The organism is Chryseobacterium glaciei (assembly GCF_001648155.1).
Taxonomy (GTDB): domain Bacteria; phylum Bacteroidota; class Bacteroidia; order Flavobacteriales; family Weeksellaceae; genus Chryseobacterium; species Chryseobacterium glaciei.
In genome coordinates this window covers 1,743,424-1,763,711 of the sequence record NZ_CP015199.1, presented here as the reverse complement: position 1 = coordinate 1,763,711, position 20,288 = coordinate 1,743,424, and the positions used below count along the sequence as shown (strand labels likewise).

At 33.7% G+C, this 20,288-nt stretch carries 17 protein-coding genes; 9 read left to right on the top strand and 8 right to left on the bottom strand.

The window, feature by feature from the left end; translation table 11 throughout:
- Positions 1-10 precede the first annotated feature (10 nt).
- The 7 genes from A0O34_RS07835 to A0O34_RS07805 form a co-directional block, all read right to left on the bottom strand.
- A complete protein-coding gene (locus tag A0O34_RS07835; protein ID WP_066753436.1) occupies positions 11-679 on the bottom strand; it encodes a carbonic anhydrase in 669 nt (222 codons plus the stop codon).
- 353 nt (positions 680-1,032) lie between these two features.
- Positions 1,033-5,631, bottom strand: a complete 4,599-nt coding sequence (locus A0O34_RS07830; RefSeq protein WP_082891126.1) for a T9SS type A sorting domain-containing protein — start codon at positions 5,629-5,631, stop codon at positions 1,033-1,035.
- Positions 5,632-6,089: 458 nt separating this feature from the next.
- Positions 6,090-6,644 carry a serine O-acetyltransferase gene (locus A0O34_RS07825; RefSeq protein ID WP_066753433.1) on the bottom strand — a complete coding sequence of 185 codons (555 nt, stop codon included), beginning with the start codon at positions 6,642-6,644 and terminating at the stop codon, positions 6,090-6,092.
- Positions 6,645-6,654: 10 nt separating this feature from the next.
- Positions 6,655-7,806 carry a glycosyltransferase gene (locus A0O34_RS07820; RefSeq protein WP_066753430.1) on the bottom strand — a complete coding sequence of 384 codons (1,152 nt, stop codon included), beginning with the start codon at positions 7,804-7,806 and terminating at the stop codon, positions 6,655-6,657.
- Positions 7,807-8,370: a DapH/DapD/GlmU-related protein gene (locus A0O34_RS07815; RefSeq protein WP_066753427.1), complete on the bottom strand. Its 564-nt coding sequence runs from the start codon at positions 8,368-8,370 to the stop codon at positions 7,807-7,809.
- Complete coding sequence (locus A0O34_RS07810; RefSeq protein WP_228394366.1) at positions 8,367-9,518, bottom strand: glycosyltransferase; 1,152 nt, start codon at positions 9,516-9,518, stop codon at positions 8,367-8,369. Before A0O34_RS07810 ends, A0O34_RS07815 begins: the two co-directional genes overlap by 4 nt.
- Before the next feature lie 6 nt (positions 9,519-9,524).
- Positions 9,525-10,364 carry a glycosyltransferase family 2 protein gene (locus A0O34_RS07805; RefSeq protein ID WP_066753421.1) on the bottom strand — a complete coding sequence of 280 codons (840 nt, stop codon included), beginning with the start codon at positions 10,362-10,364 and terminating at the stop codon, positions 9,525-9,527.
- A 98-nt stretch (positions 10,365-10,462) separates the two neighbouring features.
- Between A0O34_RS07805 and A0O34_RS07800 the strand changes: the two genes are divergently transcribed.
- From A0O34_RS07800 to A0O34_RS07760, 9 genes are all read left to right on the top strand, one after another.
- Positions 10,463-11,233 (top strand): class I SAM-dependent methyltransferase, encoded by a 771-nt coding sequence (locus A0O34_RS07800; protein WP_066753418.1) that lies wholly within the window; start codon positions 10,463-10,465, stop codon positions 11,231-11,233.
- A 26-nt stretch (positions 11,234-11,259) separates the two neighbouring features.
- Positions 11,260-12,693, top strand: a complete 1,434-nt coding sequence (locus A0O34_RS07795; RefSeq protein ID WP_066753416.1) for an MBOAT family O-acyltransferase — start codon at positions 11,260-11,262, stop codon at positions 12,691-12,693.
- A 1-nt stretch (position 12,694) separates the two neighbouring features.
- Entirely contained in the window at positions 12,695-13,660 is a 966-nt protein-coding gene (locus tag A0O34_RS07790) for a hypothetical protein (RefSeq protein WP_157885978.1), read from the top strand.
- 84 nt (positions 13,661-13,744) lie between these two features.
- Positions 13,745-15,466 (top strand): HAD-IIIC family phosphatase, encoded by a 1,722-nt coding sequence (locus A0O34_RS07785; protein ID WP_228394365.1) that lies wholly within the window; start codon positions 13,745-13,747, stop codon positions 15,464-15,466.
- 3 nt (positions 15,467-15,469) lie between these two features.
- Positions 15,470-16,378 carry a class I SAM-dependent methyltransferase gene (locus A0O34_RS07780; RefSeq protein WP_066753410.1) on the top strand — a complete coding sequence of 303 codons (909 nt, stop codon included), beginning with the start codon at positions 15,470-15,472 and terminating at the stop codon, positions 16,376-16,378.
- A gap of 5 nt (positions 16,379-16,383) precedes the next feature.
- The gene (locus A0O34_RS07775) at positions 16,384-16,623 is read left to right on the top strand and encodes an acyl carrier protein (protein ID WP_066753407.1); all 240 of its coding nucleotides are present in this window, start codon (positions 16,384-16,386) and stop codon (positions 16,621-16,623) included.
- Positions 16,623-17,003, top strand: coding sequence for a VOC family protein (locus A0O34_RS07770; protein WP_066753404.1), 381 nt, complete (start codon positions 16,623-16,625; stop codon positions 17,001-17,003). Before A0O34_RS07775 ends, A0O34_RS07770 begins: the two co-directional genes overlap by 1 nt.
- A 2-nt stretch (positions 17,004-17,005) precedes the next feature.
- A complete protein-coding gene (locus A0O34_RS07765; RefSeq protein ID WP_066753400.1) occupies positions 17,006-18,424 on the top strand; it encodes an MBOAT family O-acyltransferase in 1,419 nt (472 codons plus the stop codon).
- Positions 18,424-19,353 (top strand): hypothetical protein, encoded by a 930-nt coding sequence (locus A0O34_RS07760; RefSeq protein ID WP_157885977.1) that lies wholly within the window; start codon positions 18,424-18,426, stop codon positions 19,351-19,353. The genes A0O34_RS07765 and A0O34_RS07760 overlap by 1 nt, the downstream gene beginning before the upstream one ends.
- Here A0O34_RS07760 and A0O34_RS07755 read toward each other — a convergent pair.
- Positions 19,350-20,288 (bottom strand): glycosyltransferase family 2 protein, encoded by a 939-nt coding sequence (locus A0O34_RS07755; RefSeq protein WP_066753397.1) that lies wholly within the window; start codon positions 20,286-20,288, stop codon positions 19,350-19,352. The two genes, A0O34_RS07760 and A0O34_RS07755, sit on opposite strands and share 4 nt — an antisense overlap.

The following is a 20,288-nucleotide window of genomic DNA, read 5'->3' as shown; positions in this document are numbered from 1 at the left end:
AGAAAGTTATTTAACTTTTCTTTTTACTCATTACCCAATCAGAACTTGTAAGGTTATAGATTTTTTGGATGTCCTTTAAGATTTTTTCAAAGTCGATCTCCAAATCAATAATTTTACCCGTTCTAAGGTCGAAAACCCAGCCGTGAACCACAGGATACTCTTCTAAGATGTATCTTTCCTGCACACAGGCCATTTTAATTACGTTGATGCACTGCTCCTGAACATTAAGTTCTACCAATCTGTCATAACGTTTACCCTCATCTGCAATAGAATCAAGCTCGGCTTGGTGCAATCTGTAAACATCACGAATATTTCTCAGCCAAGGATTCAATAATCCCAGATCCTGAGGAGTCATCGCAGCTTTTACACCACCACAGTTGTAATGTCCGCAAACGATAATGTGTTTTACTTTCAAATGTTCTACGGCGTATTGAATTACTGCTGTTGAGCTCATGTCTAAAGTATTAACTACATTGGCAATGTTTCTTGTTACGAAAACTTCGCCCGGCTGCGTTCCCATTAATTCTTCTGCTGTTACTCTGCTGTCTGAACATCCAATATACAGGAAATCCGGATTTTGAGTTTTGGCTAATTCTTCGAAGAACGTTGGATCATTGGCAACTTTTGATTCTACCCATTTTTTATTGTTTTCGAAAATAACTTCGTACGATTGTGACATAAATTAAAATTTAAAAAAGGTTTAATTATTTATTTCGTTTAAATTATTTTCAAATTCAATAGATTAAATCAATAATCATGCAAAAATATAATTTTTGTTTTAATCGCAATTAGTTTTAACAAAGTTTAATATTAAAATATGCTTAAAATCATGTGAAAACTTCGGAATGAGTGGGTTTCACAGATTTTTCTGTTAAAATATTATGTTTTTGATAATTTAAATCATCTAAAATTTAGATATAAAAATACAAACAATTAAGACTAAAATGAAATTTTAAAATTAATATATTCTTAATTGTACTAAAAAAACCGCCTCAAGGCTGAGGCGATTAAAAAAAATCTGAATATCAATTATTATTCCTTAATAATTTTCACAATAGTTTCGGAGTTATTGATTCTTACGAGATAAGCTCCTTGCGTAAGAGAAGACAGATCGGTCTGTTCATTCTCAAATTTGCCTGATTTTACAAGTTGTCCGGACATGTTATAGATCTGATAATAGTAATCTTTAGCTTTATCATTTCCTTTGATGTACAGAATGCTCTTCACAGGATTCGGGAAGAACTCAAGTTTGTTTTGAGCTACTTTTTCCTCGATGATAGATTTTGGTAAAACTGTTTTAGCTTCTCCAGATGTGGCATTTGTAACCTGTAATCTTGGAATTGGACCTAGCTCATTACCATTTTCGTCATATTTTACTTTCACACAACGACAGCTTTGAGCAAAATATGGATCAGAATTACTGCTAAACGCGGTAAGATAATCTCCATTATTCTGGATCTCTACTCTTAATGCTCTTCCTGTGTAATTTGAGTTAAGACCTCCTAACCAAAAACCACCATACGTGTAATCAATCAAATTGAAATCCGGAGCAGCAGGAGAGGCTTCTATTGTATTTCTGCCACCTCTAACTCCAGAATTCACAAAACTTCCTATATTATATGTAGGGTTCGCGAATAAGTAACCAATTGCAGCAGAACTATACGGCGTTCTGTTGATTCTTGTTCCTCCATAATTGTTAGGAATACTGATTCCCGTTGTTGGCTTATAAAAAGGACTTGAACCTACACTTGTATTGGCCACACCTGTTAAGTCTGGGATTCTCCAGCCTTCCGGGCAAGGGTCAAAAGGTGATTTTTTTCCTCCTCTTCCCCACCTTTCCGGCGCTAAATTTGGTTCGTTAGCCAACCAATCAGCTCCATTGGTGTGGTTAAGATCTGTTGCTTTGGTAGTCATTGTTGGAACCATGAAAATCATTGGGTTTTTCACAGAATATGATAAAACTTTACTGATCTTATCTGAAATTTTATCCGTAGCCAACACATTAGACTGAACCGAATAATCAGGATATTTTTTAAGATATGCATCTGAATAATACGTTGCAGAAGCTAGGGTAGTGTAAGTTACCGTACCATTTGCCTGCGCTGTTCCTAGATAAACCGGAGCCGAATTTCTATTCGCATTTACAAAAACCGGCAGTGGATCTTTTCTTCCCCATTGGAAATGTAATCCTGCAGTTGAAGTAGTTTTATTGGCTTCAGCAATGGCTTGATTTGCTCCCAAATCTCTATCCATTATTTCAGTTTTTATTACTTCACCTGGTTTAATGTAATTGATGTAATTAACAGCCGCTTGATTTGGCAATTCTGTTGTATAAACCACAGATGTGATCGGGGTGTTTGTTACCCAAATATGCCAGCTCCAATAAATTGGATTTGTGATACTTCCGTTGTGTAAAGTAACGACTGCGTTACCAGACTGGTTCGGAGCGATCTTAACAGTAATATTTGTATTTGAAATCGCTGATAATGAACCCGGAGCAGTATTTGAAAGTGAAATATTGCTAATCAAAGCTGTATTGGTAGACCACAATACATTAGCTTTCAGATTATTGAAATTTGTTGCATTTAAGATATCAGGATTATTCAACAATTTACTCTGCGCAGAGAATGCTTTGCTGATAGGAATCTGAATTGTAGATTCAACCGTATTTTTAACAATAGAATATGAGTTTGGATTGTTTAATCCTTCTGCATATTCAACATCATCATTAAAGAATTCGGTTGGGAAGTCATATTGATTTACAACGTATAAAGGATCTTTGATACATCTACATCCGTTGGCTCCAGATGTTGCTCCACCACCTACAGGATAATATTGATATCTTCCTGTGATTGCCGGTAAAGAAGAATCCGGTGTATCCGGCTGATCTCTGTCCGGAATCATACGGAAACTTCTGGCTGAAACGGAAGGAGTTACGTCAAACCATTTTGCCATTGTTGCCGTCCATAAATATGTTTCATGCTGATCTGAATATTGACCTTCATGATATCCTCTTACAAGAATTCCGGTTCCTGGGAAGATTCCCATGTTGTTTCCGCCTACATTGCTTAAATCTACCCCAACATTATTGTAGATTTTAAAGCCTGTCATATAGCTTGGAGTATTGCTGTCATTAGGTTTAATGATGTGATATTTGTTGGCTTCAAAAACATTTTTGCTGATGTTATTTTTAATTCCAAATGGACTGAAATCCACTCTCAAATCATCAATATAACTTGTGTTTCCTAAGTTTGCAACAAGCATTGAAGGGATTCTCCATCCGTTCGGACATGGGTCAAATGAGGATTTGTCTCTGTATGGATTTGCGTTGTTGTCATCATTGTAATTGCTTACGGAATTAAGTATTCCTCTTGAATTATCAGACCATAAATTTAATTCTGATAATTTATCTGTAGTAAGTGATGATGAGTTTCCGAACCAGTTTACCTGTAAATTAGCATTGTTGTTGTACAGTGCCTGACCAGAATTATCATCCTTGTTTACATAAATTAAGCTTAAAGGATTTTTAACAGACAAGCGAATATTGTTTGGCACAGTTGCATTCGACAACAATACTGTTTTGATTAAATTATCAATTTTTGTAGCTCCATTAGCCATATTTCTAGATTGCTTATGTCTCACTCTTCCGACAGATCCTGAAGCTTCATAGAAATCATTTCCTTTGTAAACTAAAGGTGGAATAGGGTCTTTTCTTCCCCATTGATACAGTAAACCTCCGTTTTTATTAAATTCAGTTCCGGTAATGGTGTTGCTTAAAGCTCCTAAGTTTCTGTCCATCCATCCCCAATCTGAATTTGGAATTGGTTCTATGGTTCCGTCACTTTTTTGTCTTTTAACGCCGTCAAAACTTTTGTAAGTTGATCCGTTTCTAGGATTGTCTGTTACCCAAACGTGCCAAGACCAGAAAACTTCTCCGTTTACTTTGTAAGCAATAACGGCATTTCCTTCTTTAGTTTTGTTGATAGGAACTTTGATTTTAGCATCTTCGCCTGAACCTACAATTTCTAAGCTATAGTTGGTTCCTGATTTTATTAAACCTTGAATATCTTCCCAATAAACATCGGCAGTTATGGTACCTGTAGGAATCGGGCTTCCTCCCATGCGAGAATCGGAATTCCACATTTTGTAAGCTTTTTTCACAGGAATAAATAAACCATCACTGTCCTGATTAGGCTCGAAAATATAACTGTTAGGTGCTTTTGCCCAATCTAATGCATTATTATCCGGAAGCGCTCCCGCATTGATGGCGAAACATTCTTTAGAACATTCGGAAGCATCATTATTATATGAAACTGTATTTCCGAAAACTCCGGTGTACTTGATGAATTTTGAAATTTCTCTTTCAATATCCTGTAATGATCTTTTGGTCTGATAAGAAGTTGAAACATCATTTCTCAAGGCACCTACACCATACAATGTTAATTCTGAAGTGTCAGATATTGACAGATTTTCAGATCCGGGACCTCTTCTTGAAACGTTGTTGGTATATCCAAAGTAGGGAGCTCCGTAATTACTTGTGCTGTTTGGTGTTAGGTCAATAAATGTACCGTCACTTTTATAAGCTCTTAAACCTGTTGCAATGCTTGAAACAATAACCACAGGTTCCTGATCAGGAATAAAATCAGATAAATTTTTATAAATTCTGTTATACAAATTAAAATATCTGCTCTCTAGATAAGCCGGATTTTTAAAATTATGATATCCCGGACCGTCAGCATCTCCCGGCCACTGACTGAATTTCATGTAAAATCCATTAGCCGAAAATTTACCTGCAAACATATATACAGGATCGTCATAGCTGTACAGATAAGGAATCGGGTGTCCCGCAGCTTCATTGTAAATAAATTCCGGAGTTGTTCCTAACGTATTAGTAATTGCTCCTGTGTTTACCAATTTTACAGCTTTTGCGCCATTGGCTTCCGTTATAACATCTGATGGATTTGTCGGAGCGAAAACTACATCGTCTTTTTTATTATTCATTAAGACGTTGCTGAGTTTATTCCAAGAATAAGCAGAGGTTACTCTGTCTTTTACACCCGTTACTTTTCCGTTGGCATCTGTGATTAAGGTACCATCTTTTTTAGGTGTTAAAAGCATGGTGTACTCATTTTCATCCAGATCGCAATTTACTGCGGCGTAATCTGCGGCTTTGTAATGCGTTACGGCTTTGTTCCAGGCTACAGACGAAAAGTTGCTCGCCGAATCTGAACTTAACTCAACTTTTAAATTGTAAGTTGGGTTTACGGAGGCGGGTAATTCAAAAGTAGCTTTCAGTGTTTCATTATACTGATTGTAGGAGTATAATGTTTTACACCAGCCTGTAATCCATTCTCCCTGAGCATTCTGGTACTTAATGGAGAGCAGGATGTTGCTGGTTGTGAATGGTTTGTTGAGCATTCCGCTCATTACAACCAGTCCTTTTTCATTCACATTTTGTGAAATGACGATCAGAGGATCCAGATCAAAAGTACTCGGTGGAGTAGGTGTTTTGAATCTGGAGCCAATGGGTTTCTCATTTGGCTTAGGGACGGATGTCGTCCTCGAATAAGCATGAGAAGATGCAATACAAAGTACTGCAGCAAAAATCTGTAGTGTCGATTTTTTTTTCATACGTATAAAATTAAAAAGTGTTTTTTTCGAAATATTTAAGACAGATTGTTTAAACAGCGTTTAGTAATTTTTTAATATAATTTAAATAGAAACAAATTTCCATTCCCTATTTAGGCAACAGAATTAACTTGTCTTTATTAAATTAAAGATTACTTTTTTCGTTGATGTAAGCTAAAGTTTTAAAAGTGCTTTCTGATGAAATTAAAATTTCAGAGAAAATGAAGAGTTGTGCAATATTGAAAATTGCCTCAAGTCTGAACGTAATTTTTTTTCCATAAAAATGATTATTAGTGTTTTTTTTGCGTGTGTTTTTTTTAATATATGTAATTTAAAATGTGAATCAAATGATTTGCATTAAAATTAATATTTACAAAAATGCACAAAAAAATAACTCCCCGCAATAGAGAAGTAAATTTTTATTGAAAAAGTAACATAGATTTATAAATCTATAGAATTACTTATACTTTATTATTGATGTAACCTACTGTAGATTTTCTAGTTGAGTAAATTTTCCCTGGGTTTCCAACGACTACGGAATCTGCAGGAACATCAAAATTAACATACGCATTTGGAGCGATCAAAACATTCCTTCCAACGGTTACTCCGCCTACAATTACAGCGTTTGTACCGATCCAGACTTCATCTTCAATGGTAGGGAAACCTACGAATCTTCCACGGTTTTGCTGTCCGATGGTTACGCCTTGTGCGATGTTGCAGTTCTTTCCGATTTTAGCTTTAGGATTGATCACCAGACTTCCCCAATGTCCGATATAAAATCCTTCCCCAATTTCGGTTTCAGGATAGATCTGATAACCGTACTTTATTTGATAATGTCTTAAAACTATTCTCCAGAAAATTCCCATGACAGCTTTTTCTTTATGTTTTTGGGCTTTTCTTAAGATATAAATAAAGTGCAGATTGGGGTTGATGCATTTCGTTAAAATCTCAAATGTTGAAAGCCATTTTCCACTTTCGCGGTAAAAATCTTTTTGTATGATGGAATAATTCGGCATAGTTTAATATTTATACTTCATCAATTATTTCTTGAAGTTTTTGTACAGATTTTTCCAAAACGAAAGGTAGATCTGTATCATTTATTTGTTTTTTGTATTCTTCGGCAAGGTCTTTATCGGTAAGGAATTTTTTCATTCCATCATAAATTCCATCTTCAGAATTTGGCGTTATTGTTCCTAATTTTCCGTCTTGCAAAAGATCTTTAATTCCCGAAATATCTGTTGCAGAAATAGGTTTATTAAGAATAAGCGCCTCTGCAATGATGGTAGGAAAACCTTCATGACGTGAAGACATGATATAAAAATCTGCCTTTTTCAAATAAGGATATGGATTGCTTTTAAAACCTAACATTTTTGCCGTTTTCTGCAATCCTAATTGCTCAAGTAAGGTTTGAATATTATTTAAATCATATCCGTCGCCAATAATCACAAGCTGATGGTTAAAACCTTCATCAAGCAATCTTTTATGAACCTGCAAGAGTCTGTCGTAGCCTTTTTGGGGGTAAACAGTTCCTACGCTTACAAAAGTAGGGATATTATTGTCAAAAGGGTAGTCATCGATAGCAGTATTTGCCTTTTTCAGCGTATCTTCCTTATCGATTGGGTTAAATATTTTTATTACGGATTGTTTTTCGGCTTCATTTTGAGCCAATTTGTGCATTTCTTCCTCCAATTTGTTGGAAATGACTAATATTTTATCAAATTTAAAGAACTGTCTTATAACATCGGAAGTATATTCTTTTAAATTGAAAATATCATTCTGAACCCAGATTATTTTTTTTGAATCCTTCTGTGGACTTGATAATATTTCTCTGTAATATCCGTGAATAGCGGCCAACTCAACATCATATTGTTTATTTTTTAAAACAAATTTATAAAGTAGAGAAGGAAACCACAGAAACATCTTTTGGTAAAGAACCCGATATGCTTTTACGGGTATATCCTGAGGTCTGTTGGTTGTAATCATTTCTCCTTTCAGCAAGTAAAATACATTAACCCAAGATGGAACTTCTTTAATATAAATTCCTGAATATAAATTAATTAATAAATCTACTTCATACTTATCCGGAGAAATATTTTTTAAAAAAGTAACCAAGACTTTTTCTGCTCCGCCATGACGGAGAGAGCCTATACGAATGAGGATTTTCTTTTTTTTCAACATTTATTTTCTTACGGGTTTGTAGGTGTGAGGGAGGTTTTTGATGAGGTATTCTTCCAGTTTTGGACGGTTTGCTTCTAGTTCAAGAGGGTATACGGTGTTGTTTGCTAGTAACTTATCACCATATTGTTCGATCGTACAAATAAATTTAGCAGGAGCGCCGGCATAAATACTATTATCGGGAACAGAACTGCTTACAACGCTGAGAGAACCAACGATACAATTGCTACCAATGGAAACTCCGGGCAACAAAACGGCTCCTTTACCAATAAAGGTATTATTACCGATTTTTATTCTACCAAATGTTCTTCCGTCTTTATATTTTTCAATTCTTTTTGTAACGCGTCCGTCTCCGCCATGATTGATAAAAGATACACCTTCAGCGATGGTTACATTGTCTCCCATCTCAATAAGAAAGGGCTCTGAACCGAAATTGGGAATACCTTGGACGTATAAATTATCACCTACTTTTAATCCCTTATTAATTGCTACTTTTATAACAACATTCTTGATCATATCTTCATACAGGGAACGGAATTTTAATATGATTCTGTACAATAACATCATTTTTGTGTCAGTTTTAAGATTATATTTTCTACGGCATCAAATATTTTTTGATTATCAAACTTTTCTTCAATCGTTTCAAGATTCTTTTTAATGTTGGAAACAAGTTCGGGTTCTGTTAAGAATTTTTTCATCGATTCATACATTTCATCTACTTCATAGTCGATGAGGTATCCTGTTTTTTCATGATCGATCATCTCAGGGATTCCACCTACATTGGTTGCAATGATGGGTTTTTGAAGAATCAGAGTGTCAGCAATAATTAATGGCCATCCTTCTGATTCTGAGGGTAGAATGTAGAAATCGGCATTTTTTACGTAAGGATAAGGGTTCATCATGGAGCCTAATAGTTGAAAACTGTTGGTGACGCCCAGATTTTCAGTTTGCTTTTTTAAGTTATCCATTTCTTCACCGTCTCCGATTACAATAATGTGATGATTAAATCCGTCTTTTAATAATTTTGCATGAGCTTCAGCCAACTTATGAAAGCCTTTTCTGGTGTGTAATCTGGCGACAGATACAAAAACGGGAATATTGGGTAATTCCGGGTGGTATGCTTTTGCTTTCTGCTTTAATTCTTCAATAGGAATTGCATTCAGAATAACCTGATTTTCCGGTAATTTTATATCAGGATAAGTTTCAACAAAAATATCTCTTGTCTGTTGAGAACCGAAAATAAAATAATCAAACTGAGGGATTTGTTTTAAAATATCTGGTAACAAAGGTTTCATTTTCGGAACGGTAACATCAGAATGAAACCATCCAATTTTTTTTGAATTTTTATTACTTGAATTTAAAACTGATGAAAATGCAGCATAAGTAGGAGCAATTTCTACATCATACTGTTCGTTTAAAATAGTATCTGCTATTTTCGGGCTTTTTTCTGCCTGTTTCAGTTTTAATCTTCTCTTTGCAAGCTGGATTTTTTGAATCACTGAATTATTAGAAAAATTTTCTTTTCCTTCTGTGAGGTATACTTTCCTAATGTTTTTTGGGAACTCATTCCTTAATTCACCCTGATTCATGTTTAAGCATATGGTCATCTCGAACTTGTTGTTGTCAAGATTGTTAAGCATGCTTAGAATTACCTTTTCAACCCCTCCCATTTCCATGGAACGGTGCCTGAAAAGGACTTTTATTTTTTTACTCATCATCATTTAACTAAAGACTTGTTGTAAGAATATTCTTAGTTTTCCTTTTATTCTGTATGTAATAGAATTTTGATATTCTAATAAACTATAAATTTCGGTAGAAGTTGTATATTCTTTTGGAATAGGTTTACCGTTTATCGTTTTCAGGTTTCTGCGTTTCATTGCATTAAAAATCACTTTAGCAAAATATTCGCGGGAGGCAGGCCTGTTGTCATTTTGAGAAATTCCTCCGGAATGTGTTCTGTAAAAGTAGTTTGCTTCATCAATAAACTGAACTTTTCCTTTTTCGTACATTTTTAAATACAGATCCTGATCCTCGGCAATTTTCATTACGGTATTCATTTTCTCGGTCTGATTATAAATGTCCTTTCTGAAATTTACAAAATGAACGATTCGCACAGGGCAATTAAAAAAATACGGATCATTATTCGGAACTTGTTTTGCTAATTTAGGAACTTCTATCATCTCAAGGTTCTCATCACATTTCATATATTTTGAATAGGTGAGAACGACCTCTTTATCTTTTTTGAAAATGTTGATGCTCGAAAGCAGTGCATTATGAACAACAGCATCATCAGGATCTACAAATCCGCAGATATCGCCGTTGGCCAGTTCAATTAGCTTACTTTTTGTGATGCCAACGCCGCTGTTTTCTTCATTTTGATATATTTTGAAGCGGTTATCATCACCGATTATTTTTTTTATAATTTCTAAAGAATCGTCTGTAGAAGCATCATCAAGAATAATAACTTCCCAATTATCATATGTTTGTGCGATAATCGAGTCATAGCATTTCTTGAAGAACTTTCCATTGTTATAATTGGCAATTAATATAGAAAACTTCATCCGAGAGGTACGTGTTTTATAATTAATAAATTTTTCACAAAGATAAAAATTAAAAATTACAGAAAAATCTTTATTTTTGTTGCTTAAACTTTAACACAGTGAATGAAATACTAAGAGTTCTCAAAACATTTCTGGCTTATCTTAAAAGGCCCGATCTTTATCCCGAATTAGGAAGAAAAATCGTTAAAAATACAGTAAACAGGGGTAATGCCTTCAAAGGGAAAGACAAAACTAATTTATGGGCTGCGTCTAAATCCATCTCTCAACAGGAAGTAATTTCCCAACTTTTTGGATATGAGATGAGTACTTTCAAAACAGTCTTCCAGTACATTTTAAAGGATTCTGAACAAAAAGAAAAAGATTGTCCTATTAAAATGGGGGGTGCAGGCGCACTGGAATTGATCTATTTTGCATGTGAATTTACAAAAGCACAACATGTTATCGAAACAGGTGTTGCATATGGCTGGTCTTCATTAGCTGCATTATTATCACTTGAAAAAAGGAATGGAGCATTGTATAGTTCTGATATGCCTTATCTGGCACAGGACGGAGATCAGTACGTTGGATGCGTTGTTCCCGAAAATCTTAAAAAGAACTGGAAATTATTCCGTTTTGCAGATAAAGAATCTTTACCGAAGATCTTTGCAGAAACTACTTCTTTTGATGTTCTGCATTATGACTCAGACAAAAGCTATAATGGTAGAATGTGGGCTTATGACGAGATGTATAAGCGTCTTAGAAAAGGAGGTGTATTTATAAGTGATGATATTGGTGACAATTCTGCTTATCAGGATTTCTGCGAAAAAAATAACATAGATACTAAAGTTGTAGAATTCGAAGGAAAATATGTAGGGATTTTTATTAAGTAACTTTTATTTACGTTAAAAAAAACTCTATGCTTTTTAACTCTATTGCCTTTCTAATTTTTCTACCTATAGTTTTTATTTTATACTGGCGTGTATTCAATAAAAATTATAAATACCAGAATATGCTTTTGCTGGCGGCCAGCTTTTATTTTTACGGCTGCTGGGATTGGCGATTTCTGTTTCTTCTGATATTTTCTATCGGACTGGATTATTTTTCAGGAATTCAAATTGAAAACAGCAAAACAAAAAAAATGGCAACTTTCTGGTTGACATTAAGTATTGCTATTAATCTTGGTTTTCTGGGATTTTTTAAATACTATAATTTCTTCATAGAAAATTTTGCTGAATTGCTAAGTTCATTTGGATTTGGTGTAAACATGTGGGTCTTGAAAGTTATTTTACCGGTTGGTATCTCTTTCTATACCTTCCACGGTTTGTCTTATGTGATAGATGTTTACAAAAAACGAATTCCGGCAGAAAGAAACTATGTAGATTACGCTGTATTTGTAAGCTATTTTCCTTTATTGGTGGCCGGACCTATTGAAAGAGCAACACACCTTCTTCCTCAAATTCAGAGAAAAAGATCTTTTGATTACGAAAAAGCAAAAGATGGAATGGCTCAGATCCTGTGGGGATTTTTCAAGAAAATGGTGATTGCAGATAACTGCGCGCCGATCGTTAACGAGATATTTAATAATTATCATACCGAAAGTGCCAGTAACTTAGTTTTAGGAGCTGTACTTTTCGCTTTTCAGATTTATGGAGATTTTTCAGGATATTCTGATATTGCATTAGGAACCTCGAGATTATTTGGTTTGGAATTACTTAAAAACTTTTCATTTCCCTATTTTTCAAGAGACATTGCCGAGTTCTGGAGAAGATGGCATATTTCGCTTTCTTCGTGGTTCAGAGACTATCTTTATATTCCTTTAGGCGGAAGTAAAGGCGGATTGTGGATGAAAATCAGGAATACATTTATTATTTTTCTGGTCAGTGGTTTCTGGCATGGAGCCAACTGGACTTTTATTATTTGGGGTGGGTTGAATGCTTTATTTTTCCTTCCTTTATTAATAGCCGAAAAAAACAGACACAATCTTGAAGTCGTGGCAATGGGGAAAATTATTCCATCTTTCAGGGAGGTTTTCAGTATTTTAATGACTTTTACGCTTACCTGTTTTGCGTGGATCTTCTTCCGTTCAGAAAGTGTTTCCGATGCTATTGGATTTATTAAAGGGATTTTTAATAAAAGCCTCTTTTCATTTCCAACGGAGTTTAGATTGGTTTTGTCCGGGCTTATTATCTTTATGCTTGTGATAGAGTGGTGGAATAGAACACATGATTACGGACTGAAAATTCAGGACCGAAAGCCGTGGGTACAGAGTGTTATTTATATTATAGTAGCATTCTTAATATTGAATTTCGCCAATTTCGGCAGTAATGAATTTATTTATTTTCAGTTTTAAAATGAAAAAATTTCTTTCAAGATTAGTTTTATTTATAGTCGTAATGTTTATTATCGGCTTGATAAAACTTGCTCTGAGCCCAAATTCGAATTATTCATATGCGTTTTTAAATGCAAAACTGGAGTTTCTTGAAAAACATCCTGAATACAATATGTATTTCATCGGAAGTTCTAAAATAAATGATCAGATAGACTGTAAAATTATTGATCAGAATATAAAAGGAGTAAAATCTTATAATTTAGGAGCCAATGCAGGTTTTGATCTGGAAAATTTTCAGACGTTAGATTTTATTTTAAATAATAAGAATTTCAAGCCTAAATATATCATCGTTGAATTACAGGATAAAATAAAGGTTACCAAAACCAATATTAAAACAGAAAGAAGTTTCGGAGCTTTTAATTATGAAAATACAGCTTTTGCAGTACAATATCATAAAGAGAATAAGGATTATAAGCAAATAGGTTTATCGTTGATATCTTTTGTTTTAAATGTTTTTCATTTTAATAAATATTTTGATGAAAGAGATGTTGAGAAAGCAGATAATAATTTTGTGAGTAAAAATCAGGGCTTCTCTCCTTTAGAATTTAGTGTTGTACCAAGAACGGAAGAAAATAAGCTCAAAGGCATTATTAAAGATAGGCTTGAGCGCTATCATGCGGATCATAATAAATATCAACCGAATACCGCTTTGGTTAATAAAATAAATGAACTTGCAGAAAGATGTAAAAAAAGAAATATTCAGTTAATTATGTTAATTCCCGGACCGGCAGAGCCTGATGCAAAAAAACTTGAAGTATACCAAAATGCATTAACTATTCCTGTTGTAAGTCTTGTAGATCCCTATGTCTATCCTGAATTTTATCAGTATGAAAACAGATGGGATACAGGACATCTTAACAGTAAAGGATCAAAGATTCTATCTGAAAAAGCGGCTCCGCTTTTGGGGAAAATTTTAGATAAGAAATAGTGAATATTACATTTAATTAAAGCATAAACAGAAGGTTGTAAATACATTATATTAATTGTATTTTGCAAATCCCAAATGAAACCTATGATGAAAACGTTTACACAATTAAAGAAGAATGTAAGTAAAAAACCGGAAGGGCTTAAAAAAATAAAAGTTGCTTTGTTGGGAGATACTGCAACTCAATTTTTAAATATAGCTTTGAAGGGAACTGCTATTGATGAAGGTTTTGATTTGAATATTTTTGAAGCCGATTTTGGACAAATTTCTCGTCAGATCCTAGATCCTACTTCAGAATATTATGAATTCAATGCCGATTATACGATCATTTTTGAATCTTCACATAAATTATTAAGTCAATATTATAAATCATATGATTCTCAGCTTAATTTTGCTCAGAATAAGATCAATTATATAGAAGAATTGTACGAAACGATTCAAAATAGAACAAAAAGTAAAGTTATTTATTGCAATTTTGCGGGTATCGACAATCAAATTTTCGGAAATTTTGCCAATAAGGTAGAGTCGTCTTTTGTTTTTCAACAAAATAAACTTAATTATTTATTTTCAGAATTAGCGGTAAAAAAGAATAACTTTTTTATTGCAGATCTACTTTCTATTCAAAATAAATGGGGAAGGAACTTTATGTTTTCTCCAAATATTTATGTGAATACAGAAATGGTGTTGTCGTTAGATGTTTTACCTATTGTTGCGCATCATATGACGAGTATTATATCTTCTGTAGAAGGTAAATTCAAAAAATGTTTGATTCTTGATCTTGATAATACAACATGGGGCGGAATTATTGGAGATGACGGTCTTGAAAAAATTCAGATCGGAAGTTTAGGAATTGGGAAAGCATTTACAGAGCTTCAACAATGGGTTAAAGCTTTACAGAAAAGAGGAATTATTATAGCTGTTTGCAGTAAAAATGATGAAGATAAAGCTAAAGAACCTTTCGAAAAACACCCCGATATGGTTCTTAAAATGGATGATATTGCCGTTTTTGTAGCCAATTGGGATAATAAAGCAGACAATATTAGAAAAATTCAGAGTATATTAAATATTGGGTTCGATTCTATGGTTTTCCTGGATGACAATCCTTTTGAAAGAAATATTGTAAGAGAAAATCTTCCTGATGTTTGCGTTCCGGAATTGCCGGAAGATCCAGCAGAATATTTAGAATATTTATATGGTTTAAATCTTTTCGAGACAGCCAGTTTTTCCGAAAACGATGCCGAAAGAACCAAACAATATCAGGTTGAAGCACAGAGAGCAATTGCTCTTGACAATTTTACAAATGTAGAAGATTTTCTTAAAAGTATGAACATGGTTTCAGATGTTCAGGCTTTCAATAATTTTTCTAAGCCTAGGGTTTCTCAGTTGACACAGCGTTCCAACCAGTTCAATTTAAGGACAGTAAGATATACGGAGCAGGAAGTTGAGGATCTTATGACCTCGGATAAGCATCACACCATTTCTTTTACTTTGGAAGATAAATATGGTGACAACGGATTAATCTGTGTGATTGTTTTAGAAAAGAAAGATCCGGAAACTCTTTTCATTGAATCTTGGCTGATGAGCTGCAGAGTTTTAAAGAGAGGAATGGAAGATTTCACATTAAATACCATAGTAGAAACTGCCAAAAAGAATGGTTTTAAATATATTGTGGGAGAATATCTACCAACAGCTAAAAACCAAATGGTAAAAGATCATTACCAAAGGTTAGGGTTTGAAGAAAATGATGGAGAATGGGTATTGAATATTGATAGCTATGAGCCAAAAGAAGTTTTTATAAACACCAAATAAAATATGGAAATTGAACACTTAATTGAAAGCATTGCAACTAAGAATGCCATTCATGGTAAAAAGTTGCAAAAGAATTTTTCTTATTTAAGGGAAGAAGAACATTATATTAATGACTATAATGTTTTCATAGATAAATATAAAGATATTCTTGAAAACAACAGTCTTACATTTGATGACTCAATCAACTACTATCTTAAAATGATTGGGGATTTTAATGAAGAAATGCTGGATTTTATAAGAACAGGAAAATACAGAAATACTTCATTTGATGCAGTAAACAAAGCAATGTATAATAATCCTGAAGTAATGGTTTCTCATATGCACGGATTATTGCTTTCTCAGTTTCTTTGGAAGCATCATTATGATGTCTATCAGTATTTTAAAAATGAAATTCAAAAATATTTGCCTGTACAATCTTATCTTGAAATAGGAGCGGGACATGGCTTATATTTTGAGGCAGCGATGGAAAAAATTGGTGACGATTGTACTTTTGAGGCTCTTGATATTAGCGAAACCTCACTTGAGCTTACAAAAAGCTTAATCAAAAGTGATAAAGTTATTTATCATCTTAAAAATGTATTTGATTATACCGATGAGGATGAAAAGAAAGACTTCATAACAATGGGAGAGGTTCTGGAGCATGTAGAAGATCCTTTGGCATTATTAACGAAAATAAAAAGCTTAATAAAGCCGGATGGAACTATTTTTATTACAACTCCTACCAATGCACCATCAATAGACCATATTTATCTGTTTAACAATGTTCAGGAAATCAGAGATTTAATTAATGAAGCTGGACTGGAGATTGTAGATGAAAGGTATTTTGTAAGCGAAGACGTAGACTTAGAAAAAGCAGAAAAAAGAAAGATTGCAACCATGTATGCCTCTTTTTTAAAAATAAAAAATAATTAAATATTATGAATAAAGAAGAAATTTTATCAAAATTATCAGAAATTTTCCGTGAAGAATTGGATAACGAAGACATTACCTTAACAGAAGAAACTACAGCAAATGACGTGGAAGAATGGGATTCGCTTTCTCATATTCAACTTATTGTGGCAGTAGAAAAGGCTTTTAAAGTACGTTTTACTTCTTCAGAAATTCAAAGCTGGAACACTGTAGGTGAAATGGCAAGTTCTATTGCTTCAAAATTGTAATGAAATTTCATCACGTGGGAGTTGCCTGTAAGGATATACAGGCAGAACTCCAAAGCATAAGGCAACTTCACAAAATTATAGAAGAAACTCCTATTGTTTTTGATGCGAATCAGCAGGCAGAATTATGCATGATTACCGTAGAAGATGGTTTGAATATCGAGCTTGTTTCGGGGAAGCCGGTAGAAAATCTTTTGAAAAAAAGAATTTCATACTATCATATCTGCTATGAAGTGGATGATATTGATAAAACAATAGAAGATCTTACCGAAAAGGGAGGAATGCTAATTTCTCCACCCAAAGAAGCAATACTTTTCAATAACAGAAAGGTAGCTTTTTTAATGCTTTCTTATGGAATTGTAGAACTTTTAAATAGCAACTGATAATGCAGTTTACATCGTTAGTATTTATCCTTTTTTTTCCGGTTGTTTTTGCCATATACTGGTGGGTTTTAAGAAAAAATCTTAAAGCTCAGAATATCTTTTTGTTATTGGCCAGCTATGTGTTTTATGCAAGCTGGGACTGGAGGTTTCTTATACTTTTGGTGGCAAGCTCAGCAATATGTTATTATTTAGGTCTGAAAATTTCTGAAGCTGAAGATCTGAAACGAAAAAAGCTTTGGGTAAATTTAGGACTACTTTTTTCCGTAGGAACATTATTTTATTTTAAATATTTCAATTTTTTTATTGAGTCATTTGCAGATCTGTTTGGAATTAAAAATGATCTGACTTTAAAAATAATTTTACCGCTGGGAATTAGTTTTTATACTTTCAGGATGATAAGTTATATTCTTGATATTAAGAATAATAAGTTAAAAGCTGAAACAGATGCATTAATTTTTTTCAACTACATTTCTTTTTTCCCGAGTATGACTTCCGGTCCTATCGACAAAGGTGGATTATTACTTCCACAGTTGAAAAAAGAAAGAGTTTTTACAATAGAAAATGGTTCTGATGCTGCAAGGCAGATTCTTTTGGGAGCATTCAAAAAATTGGTTGTTTCTAATAGTATTTCACCTATTACTGAGAATATATTCCAAAACTACGAACATCTTTCGGGGAGTACGATTGCTTTTGGAGCTGTGCTTTTTCTATTCCAGATGTATGCTGATTTTTCAGGATATTCGGATATGGCCATTGGTATCGCAAAACTTTTAGGTTTTAAAACAACTAAGAACTTTGCCTTTCCTCTTTTTGCTCAGAATATTGCAGATTATTGGCGAAAATGGCATATTTCATTGACTTCTTGGCTAACAGAATATGTCTTCACACCTTTGGTAATACAGTTCAGAGATTATGATAAAAAGGGATTAATGCTTGCCGTTTTTCTGAATTTTGTAATCGTAGGTTTTTGGCACGGAGCAAATTGGACTTTCATTGTTTACGGAGCTTTGCAAGGGCTGTATTATGTTCCGTTAGTTGTTAATAATCAGATTAATAAAAAGAAAAAATTATCTAATACAATTCCTACATTTAAAGAATTTGGGAATATCGTTTATACAATGATTTTGGTTTGTTTTGCTTTGATTCTGTTTGTGGCTCCTAGTTTAAGAGATGCTTTTGGGATGTATGGAAGAATTTTCAGTCTTTCACTTTTCTCAATTCCGCAGTTTATTAAAATTAAAATTTTAGGGTTAATCGGAGTTATCATATTAATTGACTGGATTAATAAAGAGCAGGAACACGGCTTGGAAATCAGCAGATTTAAACCAATGGTAAGAAGGAGTTTTTATGTTTTTCTTATTTTTCTGATTATGTATTACGGTGTGTTTGGTAACGGAAGTTTCATCTATGAACAGTTCTAATGAAAAAGTTTTTATTTAAAATATCATTTTATATTATTGGAGTTATTGGCGTTATGCTGTTCTTAGGAACTTATGCAGACGGTAATACTGATGATAATTACAGACATTATACAGGGCCCAACCCTTCCGATATGATTTTGGGAGATTCCCGAGGGGGGCAGGCTGTTATTCCCTATGTTTTGGATGGAAAATTTAAAGGGAGAAAGTTTAATAATTTTGCGCTGAATATTGGTGATTCTCCTTACGGGCAAGTATATCTTGAGGCTGTAAAGAAAAGAATTAACCCAGATACTAAAGATGGAATTTTCATTTTAACGGTTGATCCCTGGTGTTTGTCATTAGATAAAAACTTAATAAACTCGAAAGAAGATCCGGATAGAAGTTCTCCTATGGCTGATATGCATCTTTATGATATTACCCCGAACTATGAATACCTTTTAAAACATTATTCAAGGAGTTGGTTCAATATTTATAAGGAAAGGGAGGAAGTCGCAAAATCAGTAACATTTTTGCATAAAAATGGGTGGATGGAAGTCAATGTAAATATACATCCAGATAGTGTTAGAGTAAGAGAAGCTAAAAAAATTGAAGGCTATACTGAGATGATAAAAAATCAGAAGATTTCACAATTTAGAATCAATGCTTTTCAAGATATGATTAAATATCTTAAAGAGAAAGGAACGGTTTATATTGTAAGAATTCCTGCATTCAAAGGTATGATGGAGTTGGAAGATAAATATGATCCTGAATTCAATAAGAAAGTAAAAAATATAGCTCAACAAAATGGAGTGAAATTTTTTGATTTGTCATCCAAACCTGATAACTATATCTACACAGACGGAAATCATATGTATAAAGAATCCGGAAAAGTATTTACAGCTCAAATCGCGGATTCTATTCTTCTTAATACACCGGTTAAAAAAAATTAAAATAAATCTTTTCTAAAATTGATATTAAATAATCCTGAACGGATGCTCGGATAATCAGTTACCAGATATTTGGCGATCATTCCCCATTTTTTGAAAGTTGGGGCAATAGCGATCTCAAAGCTACGGTGCATTCTCTTAATATGAGTTTTGATCTCCTCAGGAATAGTATCTTCATTTTCAGACCATTTGTTCACTTCTCTCCAGAGTAAAACCCTTGTCGTTGCAGGATTTATCTTTCCTGAATCTACTTTAGTAATCCTATTGTCTTCATGTACGCCTCTTACAGCGACAGCTTTATCTAAAATACCGGGATACAAATCAAGATAGTAAGATAACCTGAATAAAAATTCGGTGTCCTGATGAAGTCTTAAATGCGTTTTAAAGAAAGGACTCATCTTATTTAACGATTCTCTTCGGATGGTAAGAGCATCCAGACTAAAAAGCCCGAAAGCGCCTCTCATATGCATCTGCCCCGGAAATACATCTTTTGGATGATGCTTTTTATAGACTGTAGTTAATCGATCTTCAAAAAGATTATAATATTGTTCTTTTGCCTTTTCAGAATAATAATGAACTCCAATTGCACCATAAACTCCTTCTACATTAGGGTTCTTGAAAAGCTCTTTCTCAGCATCAAACCTGTTGGGTAGGAAATAATCATCCGCATCCAAAAATGCTATAATATCGCCTGTTGCTTTTTCCAATCCAAGGTTTCTTGTTGCTCCGGCTCCGTGATTTCCTTTGTCAGGGTGTTGATAAAGCTTCACTCGATCATGTTTTTCAGCTAGCTCTATGCAAACCTGTAGAGCGTTGTCTGGAGATTTATCTTCAATTAAAATGACCTCACAAACCTCTTCAAACTGAAGAGCTGATTCTACAGCCTGTGTGATATATTTTTCGGCATTATAAACGGGAGTAATTACGGAAATTTTCAT

What these genes read in the sequence shown, in the direction of transcription:
- A0O34_RS07835 (WP_066753436.1), bottom strand. Translation starts at nt 679, where the DNA reads ATGTCACAATCGTACGAAGTTATTTTCGAAAACAATAAAAAATGGGTA.
- A0O34_RS07830 (WP_082891126.1), bottom strand. Translation starts at nt 5,631, where the DNA reads ATGAAAAAAAAATCGACACTACAGATTTTTGCTGCAGTACTTTGTATT.
- A0O34_RS07825 (WP_066753433.1), bottom strand. Translation starts at nt 6,644, where the DNA reads ATGCCGAATTATTCCATCATACAAAAAGATTTTTACCGCGAAAGTGGA.
- A0O34_RS07820 (WP_066753430.1), bottom strand. Translation starts at nt 7,806, where the DNA reads ATGTTGAAAAAAAAGAAAATCCTCATTCGTATAGGCTCTCTCCGTCAT.
- A0O34_RS07815 (WP_066753427.1), bottom strand. Translation starts at nt 8,370, where the DNA reads ATGATGTTATTGTACAGAATCATATTAAAATTCCGTTCCCTGTATGAA.
- A0O34_RS07810 (WP_228394366.1), bottom strand. Translation starts at nt 9,518, where the DNA reads ATGAGTAAAAAAATAAAAGTCCTTTTCAGGCACCGTTCCATGGAAATG.
- A0O34_RS07805 (WP_066753421.1), bottom strand. Translation starts at nt 10,364, where the DNA reads ATGAAGTTTTCTATATTAATTGCCAATTATAACAATGGAAAGTTCTTC.
- A0O34_RS07795 (WP_066753416.1), top strand. Translation starts at nt 11,260, where the DNA reads ATGCTTTTTAACTCTATTGCCTTTCTAATTTTTCTACCTATAGTTTTT.
- A0O34_RS07790 (WP_157885978.1), top strand. Translation starts at nt 12,695, where the DNA reads ATGAAAAAATTTCTTTCAAGATTAGTTTTATTTATAGTCGTAATGTTT.
- A0O34_RS07785 (WP_228394365.1), top strand. Translation starts at nt 13,745, where the DNA reads ATGATGAAAACGTTTACACAATTAAAGAAGAATGTAAGTAAAAAACCG.
- A0O34_RS07780 (WP_066753410.1), top strand. Translation starts at nt 15,470, where the DNA reads ATGGAAATTGAACACTTAATTGAAAGCATTGCAACTAAGAATGCCATT.
- A0O34_RS07775 (WP_066753407.1), top strand. Translation starts at nt 16,384, where the DNA reads ATGAATAAAGAAGAAATTTTATCAAAATTATCAGAAATTTTCCGTGAA.
- A0O34_RS07770 (WP_066753404.1), top strand. Translation starts at nt 16,623, where the DNA reads ATGAAATTTCATCACGTGGGAGTTGCCTGTAAGGATATACAGGCAGAA.
- A0O34_RS07765 (WP_066753400.1), top strand. Translation starts at nt 17,006, where the DNA reads ATGCAGTTTACATCGTTAGTATTTATCCTTTTTTTTCCGGTTGTTTTT.
- A0O34_RS07760 (WP_157885977.1), top strand. Translation starts at nt 18,424, where the DNA reads ATGAAAAAGTTTTTATTTAAAATATCATTTTATATTATTGGAGTTATT.
- A0O34_RS07755 (WP_066753397.1), bottom strand. Translation starts at nt 20,288, where the DNA reads ATGAAAATTTCCGTAATTACTCCCGTTTATAATGCCGAAAAATATATC.